This window comes from Sphingobium lactosutens (assembly GCF_013393185.1).
Classification (GTDB): Bacteria; Pseudomonadota; Alphaproteobacteria; order Sphingomonadales; family Sphingomonadaceae; genus Sphingobium; species Sphingobium lactosutens_A.
In genome coordinates this window covers 2,501-22,555 of record NZ_QJQX01000084.1, presented here as the reverse complement: position 1 = coordinate 22,555, position 20,055 = coordinate 2,501, and the positions used below count along the sequence as shown (strand labels likewise).

Annotated in this window: 19 protein-coding genes (1 of these 19 running past the window's edge); 11 read left to right on the top strand and 8 right to left on the bottom strand. The window is 65.2% G+C overall.

Annotated elements, in window-relative coordinates; translation table 11 throughout:
• Positions 1-22 precede the first annotated feature (22 nt).
• From DM806_RS25260 to DM806_RS25245, 4 genes are read right to left on the bottom strand one after another with little or no spacing between them, the layout of a single operon-like run.
• On the bottom strand, positions 23-658 hold the full coding sequence (locus tag DM806_RS25260) for a MotE family protein (RefSeq protein WP_256869492.1): 636 nt from the start codon (positions 656-658) through the stop codon (positions 23-25).
• Complete coding sequence (locus DM806_RS25255; protein ID WP_179045912.1) at positions 655-1,125, bottom strand: hypothetical protein; 471 nt, start codon at positions 1,123-1,125, stop codon at positions 655-657. Before DM806_RS25255 ends, DM806_RS25260 begins: the two co-directional genes overlap by 4 nt.
• Positions 1,122-2,144 (bottom strand): flagellar motor switch protein FliM, encoded by a 1,023-nt coding sequence (gene fliM, locus DM806_RS25250; RefSeq protein ID WP_179045911.1) that lies wholly within the window; start codon positions 2,142-2,144, stop codon positions 1,122-1,124. Before fliM ends, DM806_RS25255 begins: the two co-directional genes overlap by 4 nt.
• Positions 2,141-2,662, bottom strand: a complete 522-nt coding sequence (locus DM806_RS25245; protein ID WP_179045910.1) for a flagellar basal body-associated FliL family protein — start codon at positions 2,660-2,662, stop codon at positions 2,141-2,143. The genes fliM and DM806_RS25245 overlap by 4 nt, the downstream gene beginning before the upstream one ends.
• A gap of 188 nt (positions 2,663-2,850) precedes the next feature.
• Here DM806_RS25245 and DM806_RS25240 point away from each other — a divergent pair, with 188 nt between their 5' ends.
• The 10 genes from DM806_RS25240 to DM806_RS25195 all read left to right on the top strand — a co-directional run bounded on the left by DM806_RS25240 (position 2,851) and on the right by DM806_RS25195 (position 14,727).
• The gene (locus tag DM806_RS25240) at positions 2,851-3,594 is read left to right on the top strand and encodes a flagellar hook-basal body complex protein (protein WP_179045909.1); all 744 of its coding nucleotides are present in this window, start codon (positions 2,851-2,853) and stop codon (positions 3,592-3,594) included.
• A gap of 37 nt (positions 3,595-3,631) precedes the next feature.
• Positions 3,632-4,417 (top strand): flagellar basal-body rod protein FlgG, encoded by a 786-nt coding sequence (flgG, locus tag DM806_RS25235; RefSeq protein WP_179045908.1) that lies wholly within the window; start codon positions 3,632-3,634, stop codon positions 4,415-4,417.
• Positions 4,417-4,848 (top strand): flagellar basal body P-ring formation chaperone FlgA, encoded by a 432-nt coding sequence (flgA, locus tag DM806_RS25230; RefSeq protein WP_179045907.1) that lies wholly within the window; start codon positions 4,417-4,419, stop codon positions 4,846-4,848. The genes flgG and flgA overlap by 1 nt, the downstream gene beginning before the upstream one ends.
• Positions 4,849-4,861: 13 nt before the next feature.
• Positions 4,862-5,620 (top strand): flagellar basal body L-ring protein FlgH, encoded by a 759-nt coding sequence (flgH, locus tag DM806_RS25225; protein ID WP_179045906.1) that lies wholly within the window; start codon positions 4,862-4,864, stop codon positions 5,618-5,620.
• A 257-nt stretch (positions 5,621-5,877) separates the two neighbouring features.
• Positions 5,878-6,717, top strand: coding sequence for a flagellin (locus DM806_RS25220; protein WP_179045905.1), 840 nt, complete (start codon positions 5,878-5,880; stop codon positions 6,715-6,717).
• A 181-nt stretch (positions 6,718-6,898) separates the two neighbouring features.
• Complete coding sequence (locus DM806_RS25215; RefSeq protein ID WP_256869491.1) at positions 6,899-8,746, top strand: methyl-accepting chemotaxis protein; 1,848 nt, start codon at positions 6,899-6,901, stop codon at positions 8,744-8,746.
• Positions 8,747-8,975: 229 nt separating this feature from the next.
• A complete protein-coding gene (locus tag DM806_RS25210) occupies positions 8,976-10,070 on the top strand; it encodes a glycosyltransferase family 4 protein (protein WP_179045904.1) in 1,095 nt (364 codons plus the stop codon).
• 8 nt (positions 10,071-10,078) lie between these two features.
• Positions 10,079-12,295, top strand: coding sequence for an amylo-alpha-1,6-glucosidase (locus tag DM806_RS25205; protein WP_179045903.1), 2,217 nt, complete (start codon positions 10,079-10,081; stop codon positions 12,293-12,295).
• Positions 12,296-12,499: 204 nt separating this feature from the next.
• Positions 12,500-13,579: a type III polyketide synthase gene (locus DM806_RS25200; protein ID WP_179045902.1), complete on the top strand. Its 1,080-nt coding sequence runs from the start codon at positions 12,500-12,502 to the stop codon at positions 13,577-13,579.
• Positions 13,579-14,727 (top strand): NAD(P)/FAD-dependent oxidoreductase, encoded by a 1,149-nt coding sequence (locus DM806_RS25195; RefSeq protein ID WP_179045901.1) that lies wholly within the window; start codon positions 13,579-13,581, stop codon positions 14,725-14,727. The genes DM806_RS25200 and DM806_RS25195 overlap by 1 nt, the downstream gene beginning before the upstream one ends.
• On the opposite strand, the gene DM806_RS25190 is transcribed toward DM806_RS25195, so the two are convergent.
• Positions 14,657-15,355 (bottom strand): methyltransferase domain-containing protein, encoded by a 699-nt coding sequence (locus DM806_RS25190; protein ID WP_179045900.1) that lies wholly within the window; start codon positions 15,353-15,355, stop codon positions 14,657-14,659. The two genes, DM806_RS25195 and DM806_RS25190, sit on opposite strands and share 71 nt — an antisense overlap.
• A gap of 70 nt (positions 15,356-15,425) precedes the next feature.
• Here DM806_RS25190 and DM806_RS25185 point away from each other — a divergent pair, with 70 nt between their 5' ends.
• Positions 15,426-15,827: a DUF2147 domain-containing protein gene (locus DM806_RS25185; RefSeq protein ID WP_256869490.1), complete on the top strand. Its 402-nt coding sequence runs from the start codon at positions 15,426-15,428 to the stop codon at positions 15,825-15,827.
• On the opposite strand, the gene DM806_RS25180 is transcribed toward DM806_RS25185, so the two are convergent.
• The 3 genes from DM806_RS25180 to DM806_RS25170 all read right to left on the bottom strand — a co-directional run.
• Entirely contained in the window at positions 15,784-16,662 is an 879-nt protein-coding gene (locus DM806_RS25180; protein WP_179045899.1) for a class I SAM-dependent methyltransferase, read from the bottom strand. The two genes, DM806_RS25185 and DM806_RS25180, sit on opposite strands and share 44 nt — an antisense overlap.
• Positions 16,663-16,773: 111 nt before the next feature.
• On the bottom strand, positions 16,774-17,709 hold the full coding sequence (locus DM806_RS25175; protein ID WP_179045898.1) for a diguanylate cyclase: 936 nt from the start codon (positions 17,707-17,709) through the stop codon (positions 16,774-16,776).
• Positions 17,706-20,055, bottom strand: the 3' portion of a protein-coding gene (locus DM806_RS25170) for a response regulator (RefSeq protein ID WP_179045897.1). It continues 479 nt past the right edge of the window; only the last 2,350 of its 2,829 coding nucleotides appear in the window; its start codon lies beyond the right edge, outside the window; the stop codon is at positions 17,706-17,708. The genes DM806_RS25175 and DM806_RS25170 overlap by 4 nt, the downstream gene beginning before the upstream one ends.

Here is a 20,055-nt window from a genome sequence, read left to right as displayed (position 1 = left end):
TCCTTCGGGAGAGCGGCCTTTTTCATTTGCCAGCGGCTGATGTGGTGGCAGGTGGTGGAGCGCGTCGGCGCGGCGGGATCGCGCGAGCGACCTGCGGCGCTTTCTGCTGGATCACCTTGCGTCCTGCGAGCGACATGGTGAGTTCCGCCGCTGCGTTCGGACTCATGGCCGCCATCAGCAAGGCCGTGGAGCGCTCGCGCATACGGCGGGCGACCTGGGTCTGCACTTCCAGCTCCAGCTTCTCGAAGATCGGCGCGGCGCGCGCGGGCTTCATCGTCTGGTAGATGCGGGCGAGATCGTCATAGGGCTGGTTCGGTTCGACCGCTGCCCCGCCCGTTTGCGGACCGGTGGCGTTCGCTTCCCCCTGCCGCGCGCGCATTTCCGCTGCGAGCCGCGCCTCACCCGCCTTCGCCGCCTGCTCGCGCATGTCGAGCTTGCGCTTTTCGGCGGCGAGGCTGCGGTCGCGCTGCGCCATGCTGTCCTGCAAGGATACGCCGAGCCGCGTCATGTCGCTGCCCGACGCCAGCGGCGCGGCGAGCGCCAGGGCGTTGGCGATGGCGCCGATGCCGGCCGCGCCGAGCAGCAGGGTGGACGGTCTGCGCAGGAACTGCCGCAGGCCGCTCCCCCCGGGCAGGGTCATGGCCTTGCCCGCGCTCATGCATGCCCCGCGACGGGCGTGTCGGCCGTTACCAGCGGCGTGGCGGCGGACGCGGCCTTGCCCCGGCCGGATGCGGGGCGCGAGCGGGTCTTGCGCGAACCCTGACGGCGCGTCGCGCTCTGCTTTTTGGCGGGGGCCGGCGCCTTCGCCTCATTCTGGGCGGCGACCGCGTCCATGATGCGATCAGCCACGGCATTGCCGATGCCGACCATCACCGACAATTCGTCGCGCAGCGCTTCGCTGCTGGCGGCGGCGCGGCTTTGCGCCACGACCTCGGTGGCGAGCACGATCTTGAGTTCGCCCAGCACCGCGCGGGCCTGGGCGGTGGCGCGTTCGAACTGCGCCACGCCGTCACCCAGCGGCGCCGCGCGCAGTTCGCGCACGCTGCGGCCCAGGCGCAGGGTCTGGACGATCACCGCCACGCAGAGCAGCATCATGAAGGCGTTGCTGATAGTCACGAAGCTCATCGGGGAAATCCTTTCGAGATGTCGGTCGCCATGCGGATGGCGATATTCTGGGAACGCTGGCCGATATGCGCCTGGCCGAGCGGCACACCGCCGCACTGGACCTGAAGCGCATCGTCGGGGCTGCGGTTGAGGGCGATGGTCTGGCCGACCTTGAGGCCGGTGACGGCGCGCAGCGGCATCTGCTTTTCCCCCAGCACCACGTCGACGGTGACGGCGGTGCTGGTGAGTTCGCTCGCCATATGGGCTTCCCACATGCGGTCGCGGCCGAGCTTTTCGCCCATGAAGCGTTGCAGCAGCTTGGCGCGCACCGGCTCCAGCGTGGCATAGGGCAGGAGGATGCTGAACTTGCCGCCCCGCCCCTCCATATCGACGCGGAAGGTGGCGACGGCGGTGATGTTGCTGGGACCGGCGATGGCGGCGAAGCGCGGGCTGGCCTCGATCCGTTCCAGCTCCATCGTCACCGGCTCGACCGCCTCGAAGGAGGCGGACAGTTCCTCCAGCGCCAGTTCGACCATCTTCCACACCAGCTGGGTTTCGATCGTGGTGAAGGCGCGGCCTTCGACCCGCATCGGCGCATTGCCGCGGCGGCCACCCAGCAACGCGTCGACCACGGCGTAGATCAGGCCGCTGTCGACGGTGATGACGCCGAAATTCTCCCATTCGCGGACCTTGAACACGCCGAACATGGCGGGCAGCGCGACATGGCTCATGAACTCGCCGAAGCGGGTGGAGGTGATCTCCTCCAGGCTGACGTCGATCGCGTCGGAGGTGAGGTTGCGCATGCTGGTCGCGAAGGTGCGAACCATGCGTTCGCACACCACCTCCAGCATCGGCAGCCGTTCATAGCTGATGACGTTGGATTCGATGACGGCCTTGAGGCCGCTCTTGGGCTGCGCGGGCGCGGCGTCGGCGAAACCGAACAGGGCATCGATCCCGGCCTGGTCGAACATGTCGCCGCCCTCGCCCGCCGTCACCTTCGGCGGGTCGGGAAGGACGAAATCGTCGAAATCGTCGCTCATTGCTGCACCAGATCCTGGATCAGCACGTCGCGGACGGTGCCTGCGCCCAGCGCCTGGGTCGTACGCGACATCATCTCCTCCTTGATGCGGAACACGGCGGCGGAACCGGCAAGGTCGTCCGGCCGCAATTCGCGCAGGAAAGGTTGCAGCGCGTCGAGCACGACGGGTAGCCGCTCCTTGATGCCGTCGACCTTGGCCGCGTCGGCGGCGACCAGGATGAAGCGCAGCTTCAGGAAGCGCGCCTGACCATCGCCGCTGCGCAGGTTCACGATGACGGGCGGCGCTTCTATATAGGATGAGCCGTCGGCGCCGGCCGACGCCGCGGCCGGCGCGGCCGCCTCATGCCCGCCAGCCTCTGTGCTTTCGCCACGCAGCATCCACCAGGCCGCACCGCCCGCCGCCGCCAGCAACAGCGCCGCCGCGCCGCCGACGATCAGCAGCTTCTTGCGATTTTTCGGCTTTTCCCTGGGCACCTCTATCGGCGTCACGTCAATGATCGCGTCACTCGCCACATTCATTCCCCTAAGAGCGTTTTCTAAGCAGGTGGGACACCTGCTGGCTCGGAAAACGCGTTGAACCAAGAACTTAGTATGGACCGGAGCATCGATTATCGCTGTCCGCGTCCGCTTTGGCGTTCACGCCTCTATTATAGGAGGGACGCACGGCAATTTCTGCCTAGCGCATCTTTTTCAGCAAGGTGCCCGTTATGGACGTTTCGACCTTCGTTCTGCTGAGCCATGAGCAGGCCCTGCGCCGGCAGATGGACATCACGGCGAACAATATCGCCAACACCAATACGGTCGGATTCAAGCGCGAACAGGCGCTGTTCCACGAATATGTCGAGGATCTGAAGCAGGCTCCGATCGAGGATGCGCGCAAGGCCAGCTTCGTGCTGGATTTCGGCGCGATCCACGATGCGCGGCAGGGGCATTTCCAGGCGACCGGCAATCCGCTGGACGTGATGATCGAGGGGCCGGGCTATCTGAACGTCGAGAGCGCCGACGGCAGCACCGCCTATACGCGGGCGGGCTTCGTCAAGATCCTGGAGAATGGCGATCTGGCGACATCGGGCGGGCAGAGGCTGCTCGATGAGAATGGCCGCGGGATCACCATTCCGCCCGACCAGATGCGCAACGTCACCATCGCACAGGACGGATCGGTGATGGCGGGCGACAATCCGGTCGGGCGGCTGGCCGTCACCAGCTTTGCCGACGAGAATATGCTCGACGTGCGCGGCGACGGAATGCTGACCGGCACCGGCGGGCAGTTGATGGCGGCGGCCCAGACGAAGCTGCGGACCGGCGGGGTCGAGGCGTCCAATGTCGAACCGATCGTCGAGACGACCAACATGGTCGACATATTGCGCGCCTACCAGACCAGCCAGCGCATGACCGAGGACATGGCCGACATGCGGCAGCAGGCCATCGGGCGGCTTGGCCGGATTAACTGATAACCAACCCACTATATTTCCACGCAAAGGAGTTCCCATGCGTTCGCTTTCCATCGCTTCGACCGGCATGCTGGCCCAGCAGACCAATGTCGACGTCATTTCCAACAATATCGCTAATATGAACACCACCGCCTTCAAGCGGCAGCGGGCGGAATTTCAGGACCTGCTCTACCAGCAGGTGTCGCGTCCGGGCGCGGCGACCAGCGCGGACGGGACCAAGGTGCCGTCGGGCATCCAGATCGGCGCGGGCGTGCGCACCGGCGGCGTCTATCGCATCACCGAACAGGGCGCGCTGACCAACACCGGCAACCGCTATGACATGGCGATCGACGGGCCTGGCTATTTCCAGATCATGATGCCCTCGGGCGACCTGGCCTATACCCGCGCGGGATCGTTCCAGCTGTCCGATCAGGGCGAACTGGTCACGACCGACGGCTATCGGGTGCAGCCCGACATCACCATCCCGCAGGGCGCGCTGGACGTCGTAGTGTCCAAGACCGGCGAGGTGCAGGTCAAGATCGACGGCCAGACCGAATTGCAGACGGTCGGCCAGCTCGAACTTGCCACCTTCGTCAATGAAGCGGGTCTGGAAGCGGTCGGATCCAACCTGTTCCGCGAAACCGGCGCGTCGGGCCAGCCCACCGTCTCGACGCCGGGCCAACCCTCCTTCGGTACGCTGACACAAGGCTTCGTCGAGGCATCCAACGTCAATCCGGTGTCGGAAATCACCTCGCTCATCACCGCGCAGCGCGCCTATGAGATGAACAGCCGGGTGGTGAAGGCCGCCGACGAAATGCTCGCCACCTCGACGCAGCTGCGCTGATGATCGCCCCCCTTGCCCTGCTCGCCGCGGCGGCGATCGCCCCCTCCCCCACGGTCGACACGCCGGTGCTCGCCCGCATGGTTGAGAAGGGCGAGATGCTGAGCGCCGCCGATTTCACCAGCGCTCCGCTGTCGCCCGCCACCGCGCGCGGCGCCACGGCGGTGCGCGACGCCGCCGGGCGGGAGGCGACCCGTCGCCTTGCCGCCGGCAGCCCGGTGCGCGCCAGCGACATCGCCGCGCCAAGCGTCATCCGTCGTGGCGAGGCGGTGACGATCGCGCTCATATCGGGCGCGCTGCGCATCACCGCCGGCGGCCGGGCGCTCGGCGACGCCGGCAAGGGCGAACCAGTGCGCGTCATCAACCTCAGCACCAACCGCACGATCGACGCCGTGGCCGACAGGCCGGGACAAGTGCGCGTCATGGCCCAGTGAGGAAGGACTTCCGATGAAACATATCCTGCCTGCCATCGTCGCGGCGTCGCTGCTGTCCGGCTGCGGTGCGGTCGGACGGCTCAAGACCGTCGGCAAGCCGCCGAAGATGAGCGAAGCCGAAACCCCGGTCGCGCCGCGCATCGAGCCGTCGATCGGCAACCAGTCGACATTGGGTCGCGCGGGCGCCGACAGCCCATCCGACAGCGGACCGCGCGGGGCATCGCTGTTCCGCACCGGCGCGGGCGCCTTCTTCCGCGACCAGCGCGCGTCGCGCGTCGGCGACATCGTGACGATCCGCATCAACATCGCCGACAATGCGACGGTGGACAACAGCACCACCCGCACCCGCACCGGCAGCGAGACGGGCGGCATCGCCGCCCTGCTGGGGCTGGAAAGCAAGATCGGGAAAATCCTGCCCGGCAATCCCGATCCGGGCAGTCTGGTCGATACCAGTTCCTCCTCCAGTGCGGTCGGCGCGGGCAAGACATCGCGCAATGAGCAGATCAACATGACGATGGCGGCATCGGTCGTCGGCGTCCTGCCCAACGGCAATCTTCTGATCCGCGGCCGCCAGGAGGTGCGCGTCAATTACGAGCTGCGCGAACTGGTCGTCACCGGCACCATCCGGCCGGAAGATATCGCGCGCGACAACAGTATTCGCCACAGCCAGATCGCAGATGCCCGCATCAGCTATGGCGGGCGCGGCCAGTTGACCGACGCGCAGCAGGCGCGATGGGGCCAGCAGATCTACGACGCACTGTTTCCCTTCTGACCCCGACAGGCTCGCTCGCCCCGTGACTGCACGCACGGGACGTTGCAGATCGGCCCGTATTCGCCAAGCGGCGGATGCGGGCCTTTTCCTTGGTCCCGCCCGCGCACTCTCAAATAAAAATGGCTGCCACCAACGGTCATCCCGAATCTCTTCCTAGAATGAAGCATGGCCCGCAGAAATCGGGTCATGCGGGTGGCAGCGTCCTCCTGCCGCAGGCCGCAGAAGTCGGCCTTAAACATTCTAGAAGGAATGAAGTAATGGCGTTTTCGGTTAATACCAATGCTGGTGCAATGGCGGCTCTCCAGAGCCTGAACGCAACCAACGGCAAGATGGAAACCACGCAGAGCCGTATCAACACCGGTCTGGCCGTCGGCTCGACCAAGGATGACTCGGCCAAGTACACGATCGCGCAGACTCTCCGGGGCGACCTGGGCGGCCTGAGCGCTGTCAGTTCCTCGCTCAACAATGCGAAGAGCGTGACCGACACCGCGATCGCGGGTGCTGAACAGATTTCCGACATTCTGAACCAGATGAAGTCGAAGGCTTATGAAGCGGCGGACGATGGTCTCGAGACCGACGCCCGCGCAGCGATCGACAAGGACTTCACCGCTCTGAAGGAACAGATCACCACGATCATCAAGTCGTCGGAATTCAACAACACCAACCTGCTGGATTCCACCTTCACCGGCACGACCTCGGTCGCCGCCCTCCAGTCGCTGAAGGTCGCCACCGGCACCGACACGCTGGACGTTGCGAACCAGGCGTTCGACACGTCGGTAGACACCGCGATCGGCACCGGTGGCATCAACTCGCAGGCTACCGCCGAAGCGATGGTCGCCACGATCGACACCGTGATCAGCGACGTCAACACCAGCCTCAGCGACCTCGGCGCGGCTTCGCGCAAGATCGAGGGTCAGCTGAGCTTCACCAGCAAGCTGTCCGACGTGGTGACGACCGGTATCGGTAATCTCGTCGACGCCGACCTGGCGAAGGAATCGGCGAACCTTCAGGCCCTGCAGGTCCAGCAGCAGCTGGGCGTCCAGGCCCTGTCGATCGCCAACCAGGCGCCGCAGACGATCCTGTCGCTGTTCCGTTAAGGTCCAGCCGGCCCTTCCGCCCCCCAATCAGAAGGGCCGATCGTCCGGGAAGGCCGGGATGGTTCGCCATCCCGGCCTTTTTCCTGCGCGTCTGGCGGACCGCATCCGCCCGCTACAGCCCGTCCTGTTTCCCCCCGCCGGCGGCCCGTACAGGCGCCGGCCTCCATCAAATGGAATGACCATGTTGGCTTTTCTCGATAGCTGGCGGTTGCCCAGAAAATTGCTGGCCGCCTTCACCATCATCGGGCTTCTGCTCGGCTTCGTCGCCTATGACGACTATTCTTCCACCAACACGATGAGCGCCATTGCCAAGGACCAGTCCGAAAAGGGCTTTGCCGGCATGTCGGAACTGACCGATATGATCAGCAACGTCAAGGAACTGCGCATCCTGGTCTACAGCTTCTACAATGTGGCCAGCGCGAAAGAGGAAGTCAGCCTGAACCAGCGGCTGGAAAAAGCGAGCGACGGCCTCAACACGGCGCTCCGCAACTTCAAGGCGCTGGGCCTGACGGAACTGGATGGCGACGTCCAGACGCTGGAACAGCGGATCACCGCGCTGATCGACGTCAATGAGGAAATCTACGCCAAGCGCACCAGCGGCGACCTGCCCGGCACGATGGCGCTGCTGAAGGGCGATGGCCGGGTCCGTTCGCACGCGACGATCCAGCAGACCAACCTGCTCATCAAGAAGATGCGCAAGAATTCGGACAAGATTGCCGCCGATGCCGCCGCCAAGGCAGGCTTTGCCCTGAAATTCACCATCGCGCTAGGCGCGATCGGCATTGCCGTCATCATAGGCATCTGGCTGATGATCGACCGTTCGGTCACGCGTCCGCTGGGCCGCATCACCGCCGTCACGACAACGCTCGCCGAAGGTGGCAAGGCCGACGTGCCCTATCGCGAACGCAAGGACGAGATCGGCGAGATCGCCGGCGCCCTCGACCATTTCCGCGCCGCTGCCGAAGCCCGCTCTGAAGCCGACGCCCGCGCCGCAGCCGAGCAGCGTGTCGTCACCACTTCGCTGCGCGACAGCCTGTCCGCGATGACCGAAGGCGATCTCAGCCGCTCGATCACCACGGAATTCCCGTCGGCCTATGGCGAACTCAAGACCAACTTCAACGCCGCCCTTGGTTCGCTGCGCGAACTGATCGGCGCGGTCGCCGAAAGCGCGGTCGCCATCCGCACCGGTTCGGGCGAAATCGCCCAGGCATCGGAAGACCTCGCCCGCCGCACCGAGAGCAATGCCGCAAGCCTGGAGGAAACCTCCGCCGCGATCACCCAGATGGACGACCGCCTGCGCGCCACTGCCGCCGCCGCCGGCCGCACCGTGCAGCGCGCCGACGGCGCGATGGCAGTGGTCGATTCCGGTCGCAGCGTCGCCGACGAAGCGGTGCAGGCCATGGGCCGCGTCAGCGAAAGCGCCAAGGGCATCGACAGCGTGATCGAGGGCCTGGACAAGATCGCCTTCCAGACCCGCGTCCTCGCCATGAACGCCGCCGTCGAGGCGGGCCGTGCGGGCGATGCAGGCCGTGGCTTCGCGGTCGTCGCCGACCTCGTCTCCGCGCTCGCCATGCGCTCGGAAGAAGAAGCCAAGCGCGCCCGCGAACAGCTGACCGCGACCCAGACCGACATCGGCACCGCTGTAGAGGCCGTGCAGAAGGTCGATGGCGCGTTGCAGAATATCTCGGCAGACGTATCGCAGGTCCATACGCTGCTGAGCGAGATCGCGACCGACAACCAGGCCCAGTCCTCGACCATCACGCAGATCAGCGCGGCGATCGGCACGATGGACCAGGCGACGCAGCAGAATGCCGCGATGGTGGAGGAAACTTCGGCCGCCGCGCGCAATCTGAGCAGCGAAGTGACCGCGCTCGCCGATCGCGCATCGATGTTCAGCATCGGCGACACGCCGGGTCGCACGTCGGCGCCCGCAGCCCGGACCGCTCCGGTCAGCTTCGCCCCCTCGGCCGCCAGTTCGCCCAAACCCCTGAGCGCCCGCGCCACCGCCGACGACTGGCTCGATTTCTAAACGGCGCAGCCATGTGAAGGAAGATGGAGGCTCAGGGATTCCTTGAGCCTCCATCCTTGTTTTTCCCGTAAAGTGCGCCGGACGAGCAGGGGATCGCTTGCGCTATTTCTGCAATTCGCGGTGAACCGAATGCCGGCATGCAACCCCGGTGACGCTTCGGGACTTTCAGCAGGGCAGCCTGCCGCGCGTCGGGGACGGAGGGCTTCACTCGTTCGAGAGGAATGCCTGTATGAAGATCGCGCAAATTGCTCCCCTGGCCGAAAGCGTGCCACCCAGATTCTATGGCGGCACCGAACGCATCGTTTCCTATCTGACCGAGGAACTGGTCGACCAGGGCCATGACGTGACCCTGTTCGCAAGCGGCGATTCCACGACGCGCGCGGAACTCGTGCCGATAACCGGCATGGCGCTCCGCCTCGATCCCGCCATCGTCGACCCCATTCCCTATCATATGATGATGCTCGAACAGGTCCGCCGCCGTGCCGACGAGTTTGATGCGCTGCATTTCCATATCGACCTGCTGCACCTGCCGATGATCCAGGATTTCATCGGTCGCACCGTGACCACCCTACACGGCCGGCTCGACCTGCCCGACCTGCCGCCATTTTATCGTATCTTTGCCGACCATAGCCTGGTGTCGATTTCCGATCACCAGCGCCTGCCCATGCCCCCGGTCAATTGGGCCGGGACCGTCCATCATGGACTGCCGGCCGGCCTGCTGCCCCCGCGGTTGGGGCAGGGCGAGGGCTATCTGGCCTTTCTGGGCCGCATTTCGCCTGAAAAGCGGCCGGATCGCGCAATCCGCATCGCCGCCCGTTCAGGCATGGCGCTGAAAATCGCGGCAAAGATCGACACCGTCGATCGCGGCTATTGGGAAGGCATGATTGCGCCTCTCGTGGATCGATATCCCAATGTCGAATATGTCGGCGAGATCAACGAACGACAGAAGGCCGATTTTCTGGGGCAGGCGAGCGCGCTGCTGTTCCCGATCGACTGGCCCGAACCCTTCGGCCTGGTCATGATCGAGGCGATGGCCTGCGCCACGCCCGTCATCGCATTCCGGTGCGGGTCCGTGCCCGAAGTGATCGAGCATGGCCTATCGGGCTTCATCGTGGATAGCGAGGACGAGGCCGTCGCCGCGGTGGCGGCGCTTCGCCATCTCGACCGGGCACGAGTGCGCGGCGCATTCGACGCACGCTTCACGGCGCGGCGTATGGCGGCCGATTATGTCGCGCTCTATCACGGCTTGCCCGGCGCCCGCACCGACGCGGCCCGCCTGCGCCGTCAGCGCGGCGAAGAAGCCGAGTTGCAGATCGTCGCATAGGAAACGCCATGACGCTGATCCAGCCGCATCCTGACACGCCCGGCATCGATGGAGGCCAGGCCCTGTCCCAGGCGCAGACCCAGTTCTTCATACCCGCGACGGCATCGCTCAACGAGCGCAGGCCGCGGACGCTGAAATATGGCGACAGTTTTGCCGTGTTCGACCATAGCGGCGACGCGATATCGGGGCCTGGCAGTCCGGAGGGGCTGTATCATCGCGACACCCGCCATCTTTCGCACCTGTATCTGACCGTCAACGGCATGCGGCCGATCCTGCTGAGTTCGGCGCTGCGGGACGATAATGCGATGCTGACCTGCGACCTCGCCAATCCCGATTTCTTCGGCGAGGATGGCAGGGTCGCGGTCGAGCATGATCTCATTCACTTTCGCCGCACCCGTTTCCTGTGGCGCGACGGCGTCTATGAACGGATCACCATCCGCAACTTCGATACGGAAACCCGCAAGATCAGCGTCGATCTGGGTTTCGCCGCCGACTTTGCCGATCTGTTCGAGATTCGCGGCATGACCCGATTGCGCAAGGGCACGATGCGCGATCCGCAGGTCGGCCCGGCGGACGTGCTGCTCGGCTATCTGGGACGGGACGATCGCGAGCGGCATACCCATCTGCATTTCGATCCGGCGCCGACCGAACTGACCGCAACTCACGCGCGATTCGACGTCACCATACCGCCCGGAAAGCGCTGCGCCCTGTTCACCCGGATCTGCTGCGGCAAGGCGCAGGCGGACGAAGCCCTGCCAAAACAGTTCCTGAAGTCGCTGCGCGAAGCGATGCAGGCGTTGCGGCAGGCGCGGCGGCGTGGCGCCACGATACGATCGTCCAACGACCTGTTCAACGAGGTCGCCCGGCGATCGGTGGCGGACATATCGATGCTGTCGACGGATACGGAATATGGCCCCTATCCCTATGCCGGCATTCCCTGGTTCAGCACGGTATTCGGCCGCGATGCGATTATAACCGCGCTGGAAACGCTATGGATGGACCCGGCGATCAGCCGTGGCGTGCTCGGTTATCTCGCGGCGCATCAGGCGACGGCCTTCGATCCTGCTGCCGACGCCGAGCCGGGCAAGATATTGCACGAAGTCCGTCATGGCGAAATGGCCGAACTGGGCGAAGTTCCCTTCCGCCATTATTATGGAAGCATCGATTCCACGCCGCTTTTCGTCATGCTGGCAGGGGCCTATCTCGAACGAACGGGCGACGCGCCCTTTCTGGCCGGCATCCTGCCCCATATCGAAGCTGCGCTCGACTGGATCGACAGGCATGGCGACCGCGATGGCGACGGCTTTGTCGAATATGGGCGGCTGACCGACCAGGGTCTCCAGAATCAGGGCTGGAAGGACAGCCATGATTCCATCTTCCATGCCGATGGCAGCATCGCCCGCGGCCCGATCGCGCTGGCCGAGGTGCAGGCCTATGTCTATGGCGCATGGCAGGCAGCGAGCGCGCTGTTTTCCGCCATCGGCGACATGGAACGCGCCACGGATTATCACGCGCGCGCAAACCAGTTGCGCGACCGGTTCGATGCAGCTTTCTTCGATGCGGCGCTTGGCACCTATGTCCTTGCGCTGGATGGCGACAAGCGGCCTTGTCGCGTGCGCTCGTCCAATGCCGGCCATGTCCTCTACACCGGGCTTGCAAGGAAGGAACGCGCCGACGCCGTCGTGCGCACGCTGATGGCGCCTGCCTCCTTCTCCGGATGGGGCGTGCGGACCATCGCGTCGACCGAAAAGCGCTACAATCCCATGAGCTATCATAACGGGTCGATCTGGCCGCATGACAATGCGCTGATCGCCGCCGGCTTTTCCCGCTATGGGTATCAGCGTCAGGCCGCGCAGATATTCGAGGGCCTGTTCGGAGCCGCCACCTATGTCGACATGATGCGCCTGCCCGAACTGTTCTGCGGCTTCCCGCGTCGCCGATCCCAGGGGCCGACCTTCTATCCCGTGGCGTGCACGCCGCAGGCCTGGTCAGCCGCAGCGCCCCTTGCCCTGATTCAATCGAGCCTTGGCCTGCGCTTCGACATCGCCGCCGGCCAGATTTCGCTCCACGAACCGACCCTCCCGCAATTCCTCCAGAATCTGACGATAAGGGATCTCCGCATCGGGACAGCCAGCGTCGATATCGGCTTCGACCGCCTGGGCGATCAGGTCGTGGTCAAGCCGATCGGTCGCGACGGCAATGTGCGGATCGTCACGGTCGCCTGACCGGTTGCGCTGGCTCGGCCCGAACCGGATCGGCGGATATCGGCTCGCTTCGAACTCGCCGCCGTGCGATACCGATTAAGCTTTGAGAAAGTTCGAAAAGTGCACAAGATGCAGTATCCGGTGAACCTTTTCCCACACGCCGCGCACAGAAACCCATAGCCGCCGAACGACAGACGGGGGTGAGAGACGAGGGTAGCCGAACCGATGACCGATACGCGCGCATGCATAAACGCCATCGGCTGCGCCGTGCCTACCCACGATATGCATGCGCCCTTCATCCATTGGGCGAGCGGCCAGCTCGACGATCCCCGCGAAAGGCAGATCTTCGCGCGGATGGCGGAGCGGTCGGGCATCGGCCATCGCTGGTGCGTACTGCCGCCGACGGCGGAAGGCGGATCGCCGGTCGATCCGGGCGGCTTCTATGCCGGCGCCATGCCGCCCACCTCGCTGCGCATGCGCCGCTATGCCCAATATGCCCCCGCACTCTGTCTGGACGCGATCGACCAGCTCGCCGGGCAGGTCGCCATCGACCGGATCAGCCATCTGGTGGTGGCGAGCTGCACCGGCTTTGTCGCCCCAGGCATCGACCAGATCATCGCCGACAGGCTTGGGCTGGAAGGCGTCGAGCGGACATTGGTGGGTTTCATGGGCTGCTACGCAGCGGTGGCGGCGCTCCGGACTGCGCGCCATATCGTGCGATCCGAACCGGCCGCGCGTGTGCTGGTGGTGACGGTCGAACTGTCTTCGCTGCATTTCCAGCCTGAAAGGCAGATCGAGCGGCTGCTGATGATGTTGCAATTTGGCGACGGCGCGGCGGCGGCGCTGGTAACGGCGGCGGAGGACGGGGCTGGAGGCGGCATCGTCATCGACCAGCCCTTTTCGCTCAATCTGGAAGATTCGGCCGACCTCATTCGGTGGGACATTGGCGACAGCGGCTTCGTGATGCACCTGTCCGGGGAAGTGCCGGGTCGCATCCAGGCGGCCTTAGCCACGGAGAAGATCCGGCAGCGGATATTGGGGTCTGACGATGTAACGGCGGTCGATGGCTGGGCGGTGCATGCCGGTGGGCGGTCGATCCTCGATGCGGTCGAACATGGCCTGGGACTGGACGAAGGCGCGCTGGCGCCATCGCGCAGCGTGCTCGCCCGGTTCGGCAACATGTCGTCGGCCACGCTGATGTTCATCCTGCGCGACATGCTGGGGCAGCGGGTGCGGCAAGGCGTGGCGCTGGCCTTCGGGCCGGGGCTGGCGGCCGAGGGTTTCCGGTTCGAAGGCGCGCAATAATGCCCCACGCGCCCGCCTTGATCGTCGGGGCCGGTCCCGCCGGGACGGCAGCGGCGATCATGCTGGCGCGGGCAGGCATGGCGCCCCGTCTTATCGATCGTCAGGCGGGGCCGCATGACGGCGTTTGCGGCGGGTTCCTCGGTTGGGATGCGCTGGCGGCGTTGCAGGAACTGGGGATCGATGCCCTGTCGCTGGGTGCGCAACCGATCGGGCGCCTGCGATTGCTGACCGGAAAGCACCGCGTCGAACTGGCCCTGCCGCATCAAGCGGCGGGCCTGTCGCGGCGATTGCTGGATGAGCTATTGATCGACCGCGCACGCGATGCGGGCACGGTCCTGATGCGCGGCCGCGCCGTGCGCACAGCCGATCCATCGCGACGCTCCGTCCGCCTCGACGATGGCGAGGAATGGACGGGCGAGTCGCTGTTTCTGGCGACGGGCAAGCATGAATTGCGCGGCCTGACGCGCGACCTGGCGGGGCGTCGGGAGCCACCCTCCGTCGGGCTGCGGACCCTATTGGCCGCCAGTCCCGCCCGGACGCGCGATCTGGCCGGGGTGATCGAGTTGCACTTGTTCGATCAGGGCTATGCCGGCCTGCTTCTGCAGGAGGATGGGACAGTCAATCTCTGCCTGTCCGTTGCGCGGGACAGGCTGAGCGCCGCCGGTGGGGTGCCGGCGCTGATGGCGCGGATCATGACCGAAGCGCCGTGCCTTGCCGACCGTATGGAGGGCGAACAGCCACGCCATTTCGAGGCGATCGCCGGCGTGCCCTATGGCTGGCGGGCGGCGGCAGGCCCGGCCGGCCTTTTCCGGATCGGCGATCAGGGCGCCGTGATCGCCTCTCTGGCCGGGGATGGCATCGCCATGGCGCTTGCCAGCGGGACGAGCGCCGCCCAGGCCTTTCTGACGGGAGGCGCGCAGGCGTCGACGGCGTGGCAAAGCCGGTGGCAGAGCCGCAGCCGCCTGCCGATCCGCGTCGCGGAGGCATTTCGTCATGGCGCGGCAAAGGCGAGGACGCGGGAATCGCTGATGCGCCTGCTGCAATGGATTCCGGGACTTGGGGCGCAGGTTGCGTTGCTTACCCGCGCACCCGCTCCACGCAGAGGCGAAAGGCGAAGCGACGCACGATCCGCACCTGGTCGAGCCTGATGCCCGCCTGGGGCAACAGGGCCGCCCAGTCGTCGGCGCGGAAGGCGCGGGCAATGGAAAGCTGCCCGTCTTCCCGCACGATGCGATGGACACGCAGCAGCCGGGCAAGAATGGGGAACCCCCAATGAGCAAAGCCATGCCGATGCAGATCGCAGATCAGCCAGCCCCGGCGGGCATGGACCTCCATATGATGCAGGAAGGTCATGAGCTGGGCATCGGTCATGTGATGCGTGACCTGACTGGAGATGATGAAGTCGAACGCTTCGGGCTGGTCGAGATAATCCCCCGCGCGATAATCGATCGCGAGGTCTGTGGGGGTCGCATGGCGGGCGGCGGCGAGGCTCTTTTCATTGAGGTCGACACCAATCAGTTCGGCCTCGATTCCCCGGCGCTTCGCCCAGCGCGCCACCGCGCGCAGCACGTCCCCATCACCGAAGCCGACATCCAGCAGGCGGAAATGACGGGCCGAACCAACGGCGCGATTGAGGAAGGCGATGGTCGGCCAGGCTGTGAAGGTCCAGCGATTGACCCGCGCCAGATCATGCAGCACGCGCTCATAGATGGCCGGGTCGAGATCCGGCGCGTCCATCTGCTCTTCCTGACGCGAACGGATCGAGAGGTTGGCCATGTTTTGCGCTCCCTTCCCCGTCATCCTACCATATTCCGCCCTTCATTTTCCTGGGTAAAGAGGTGAGGCCATGGGATTTTCGTCGTTCCTTCTGCTGCTGGTCGGGACCGGGCAAATGCCCGGTGTCGAGGGGGTCTGGCTGACGGACGACCGCAAGGGCGTGGTCCAGATCGCGCCGTGCGGCGACCAGATATGTGGCCGGATCGTCCGGGTGCTCGATAAAGGCCCCGGCGTGCCCGCGACCGACATCAACAATCCCGATCCCGGCTTGCGGCAACAGCCCATTGTCGGCCTGCGGACACTCTGGGGCTTCACCCGCGACGGCGCGGTGTGGAAGAACGGGCGGGCCTATGATCCAAAATCGGGACGAAGCTATCGGGCGACGTTGCAACTCGATCCCGACGGGTCGCTCAAGGTGACGGGCTGCGTCATGTTCCTCTGCCGGTCGCGTCGCTGGACGCGCTATCGCTGACCTTGTCCCAGACAAAAATGCCATAGCGCATCGCGCCGGTACGCAGCGCGACGATCAGGCGCGGCAGGCTGAGCATGAAGCTGCGGTTCGTCGTTGCGCGGCTGAACGCGAGCCTTCGCAGCGCAGGGTCGGTCAGCAACCCCCTGGCAAGCCGGCGCAGGCAGATGGTCCAGGTGCGGCGGACCCGTGCGCTGGCATCCTCATAATCGGTCAGGACGAAGCCCGCGCTGGCGGCCAGCCCTTCATAATCGGCGCGGCTGCCCATGCTGGGCAGCCTCCCTTCGCGACAGATGGGTTCGAGCAGATGGGCGATTTCCCAGGGACGAACGCCCTCCCCTTCCAGCCAGGCGCAGACCACCAGCCGTCCACCGGGACGCAATATGCGCGCCACTTCGGTGAAGAAGCGTGCCTTGTCGACCATATGCTCGGAACTCTCGATCGCATAAGCGCGATCGAAGCAAGCGTCGGCGAGATCATTGTGCAGCCAGTCCCGCCGCACGCAGGTAAAGCGGGGCGACGGGCGGGCGCTCGCGATCCGCTCCTGTGCGGCGGACAGAGTGAAACCGGTAATGCACACATCGTGCCGCGCCGCGATCCAGGCCGCGGTCGCACCATAGCCGCAGCCTATGTCGCACAGGCGTTGCCCCGGCTCCAGCGCCAGCCGCGCCTCGACGACCTCCGTCAGCGCGTCGGCCGCTTGCGCCGCGCTCTCGCGGCCGGTGCGCCAATAGCCATGATGCACATGCTCGCCCCAGATCCGCCGATAGGCGAGATCAAGCTCGTCATAATGGGTCGCGACGCCCGCCGCGGTCGAGGGCAGCTCCGGCTCGATCATGCCGCCCTTTATCCTCCGCCGGCACCGGGACGGCAAGCCTGATGGGCGGCAGGCCAAGGCCCCCATGCCGTCCTTCAGGAACATCCTGCCCGGACAGTCACCGCCGGATTTTCAGTTCACCGCAGAAATCTGCTCCTCCCCGCAATCGAACTCCGCCATGGATATCCGATTCCGCCCCTGCCTTTTGCTCGCATAGAGCTGCTGGTCGGCTTCGGACATCCAGCGCTCCGCCGACATGCCGGGCGAGCAACGCGCGCTGGCGACGCCGATGCTGACAGTGATGAAGGGGCTGACCTGCGACCGTTCATGGGGGATATTCAGCGACTGGACCTGAAGCAGGATTTCCTGCGCCACCATTTCCGCGCCCTTCGGATCGGTGTCGGGAAGAACGCATGCGAATTCTTCCCCGCCATAGCGCGCCGACAGATCACTCGCGCGCTTCACCGCCCGCGTCAGCGCCGCGGCGACCATCGTGATGCAGCGATCGCCAGCGGGATGGCCATAGGTGTCGTTGAACTGCTTGAAGAAATCGATGTCCAGCATGATGACCGACAGCCACTCGCCCGTCCGGGCGAGGCGACCGACTTCAGTCTGCAACGATCTTTCGAGATAGCGCCGGTTGTTCAGTCCGGTCAGGGCGTCCGTAACGGCCATCGACGCCAGCTGGTCGCGCAGGCGCTTGAGTTCGACATGGTTGCCGACCCGCGCCCGCAGGATAGCCGGCTGGATCGGCTTGGTCACATAATCGATCGCGCCGAGCGACAGACCCCGCATCTCGTCCTCCGTATCGCCCAGGCCGGTCGTGAAGATGACCGGAATATCGGCCAGCAACGGATCGGACTTGAGCTGGCGACAAACCTCGAACCCGTCGATCCCGGGCATCAGCACGTCCAGCAGGACAAGGTCGGGCTGGGCAGCGCGCGCCACGTCCAACGCCTGCTGTCCGGACGTGGCGAAGCACACGTCATAATCATCCTCAAGCACGGCATTCATGATCTCGATATTCGAAACTTCGTCATCGACGATCAGGATCGTGGCTTTGGTCATGGCATCACCCCTGCCTGTTCGACTGGTTCGGCTCCATCCGCGTCGATCAACGCGAGCGCGGTTTCATAGTCCAGCTTTTCCAGCGCCTGATATATGGGATGGCGCGCGCGCATGTCATCGGACAGGCCCAGCGCCTCGGCGAAGCGGTTGAAGCTGGCGCGCGCGCCAAGACTGCGGCGACGTAGCAACTCGCGCAGTTCATCGCGTGCGGCGACCGTCGCTTCACTGTCCGCAGGCAGGCTCTGCACCGGGGCCGCTTCCGCCCGGTCGGCGCTCAGGCTGCGCGCTGCCGCGACGGCGGGCGCGATGCTTCGCTCCAGTGCATCGACGGCCGCGCGTGCTGATTCCGTCTGATTTGCCGCCAGCATCCGTTCGATATCGGCCGCGATCCTCTGCACCTCCGGCAGTTCCAGCGATCCTGCCACCCCCTTCAGGCTATGCGCCAGCCGCCGCGCGTCGGGCAGCAGGCCGGTCGACATATGCAGGCGCAAGTCATGCGCGACCTCGGCATAGGTCTCGCCGAAAGTGACGATCAGCTTGCGCAACAACGGCGCCTTGCCATTCACGCGCACCAGCGCCGCACGGAGATCGAAGGGCGGCAGGCTGTCCGGCAGGACAGAGGCCGGCGCCCTGGCCGGGACGACGACCGGCTGCGGCACGGGCGGCGCCGCGGACGCCTTGAGCCAGCGGTTCAGCGTGCGCATCAGCATGTCGGGATCGACCGGCTTGGAAACATGGTCGTTCATTCCGGCGTCCAGACAGCGCTGCTTTTCCTCCTCATAGGCATGGGCGGTCATGGCGATGATAGGCAGGCGGTCGGCAGGCCAGCTTTCCCGAATGATCCGGGTGGCCGTGACGCCATCCATTTCCGGCATCTGCACGTCCATCAGCACCGCAGCATAGCCGTCGCCCTTGTCGCGCACCATGTCGCAGGCGACCTTCCCGTTTTCCGCGCAGTCCACGACCAGTCCCGCATCGCCGAGCAATTCCAAGGCGATTTCGCGATTGATCTCATTATCCTCGGCCAACAGGACCTTGAGCCCGCGAAGCTGCGGAGCCACGACGGGGAGCGCGACCGGCTCCGGGGTGCTGGCTGCGGCTGTCCCATCTTCCTGTGCGAACAGGTCCACGATGGTATCGAGCAATGCCCTGGGCACGACCGGCTTGGTCAGGAAGGCGGCAATATCGTCCTGTTGAACGGTCTTCACGAAATCATTTGCGCCATAGGCGGTCACGATCAACGTTTTGGGCCGCGTCCCTTTATAGGCGACCTGCCGCATCGCTTCGACCGTCTGCATCCCGTCCATGCCCGGCATCTTCCAGTCGAGCAGGACCAGATCATAGGGCCTGTCGCCTTCATCGGCCGCCTTGATCGCCGCCAGCGCCTCATCGCCCGACGCGACCAGATCGACCGTCATACCCCAACCGGCAAATACATCATGCATGATCTGGCGCGAGGCGGGATTGTCATCGGCCGCCAGCACATGCAGCCGCCCGATATGATCCGGCAGGGCGGCTTCAAGCGCGATCGCATCGTCCTCCCGCTTCATACCGATCTGGCAAGTGAAGGTGCTGCCCTCGCCCGGTGCGCTGTCGACGCGGATCGTTCCCCCCATCTGCTCGACGATCTGGCGGCAGATGGCCAGGCCCAGTCCGGTGCCCCCGAAACGCCGTGTGGTCGAACTGTCGGCCTGTGTGAAGGAATGGAACAGGGATTGCTGCTGATCGGGCGTCATGCCGATCCCCGTGTCGCGCACAGCCAGTTCCAGCATCAGCTGGCCATCGCGATCCTCCTGCAGTGCGACGCTGATCGTGACCGCGCCATCCTCGGAAAATTTGACCGCATTGCTGAGCAGATTAAGCGCGACCTGTCCGAAGCGCATCTCGTCGCCCACCACACGCTCGGGCACATCCGCCGCGATCCGCGAGATCAGCTTCACGCGTTTCGCTTCGGCGGCATCGGCAACCAGATGCAACTGATTCTCGATGGCGCCCCGCAGGCTGAAAGGATGAGCTTCGAGCGAAAGCTTGCCGGCCTCATTTTTCGAAAAATCGAGTATGTCGTTGATCAGGCGAAGCAGCGATTGGCCGGCATGGTTGATCTTGCCGACATAATCCAGCTGCTTGGGATCAAGGTCCGTGCGCAGAACCAGATGGCAAAATCCCAGGATCGCATTCATCGGCGTGCGGATTTCGTGGCTCATATTGGCCAGGAACAGGCTCTTGGCCTTGCTCGCATCCTCGGCCTCCCGCGTGCGCGCTTCCAGCGCCACATTCTTGGCCAAAATCTCTTCACTCATACGCTGGTTGCGTTGAAAACTCTCGACCAGCTTGTCGCTCAGCCAC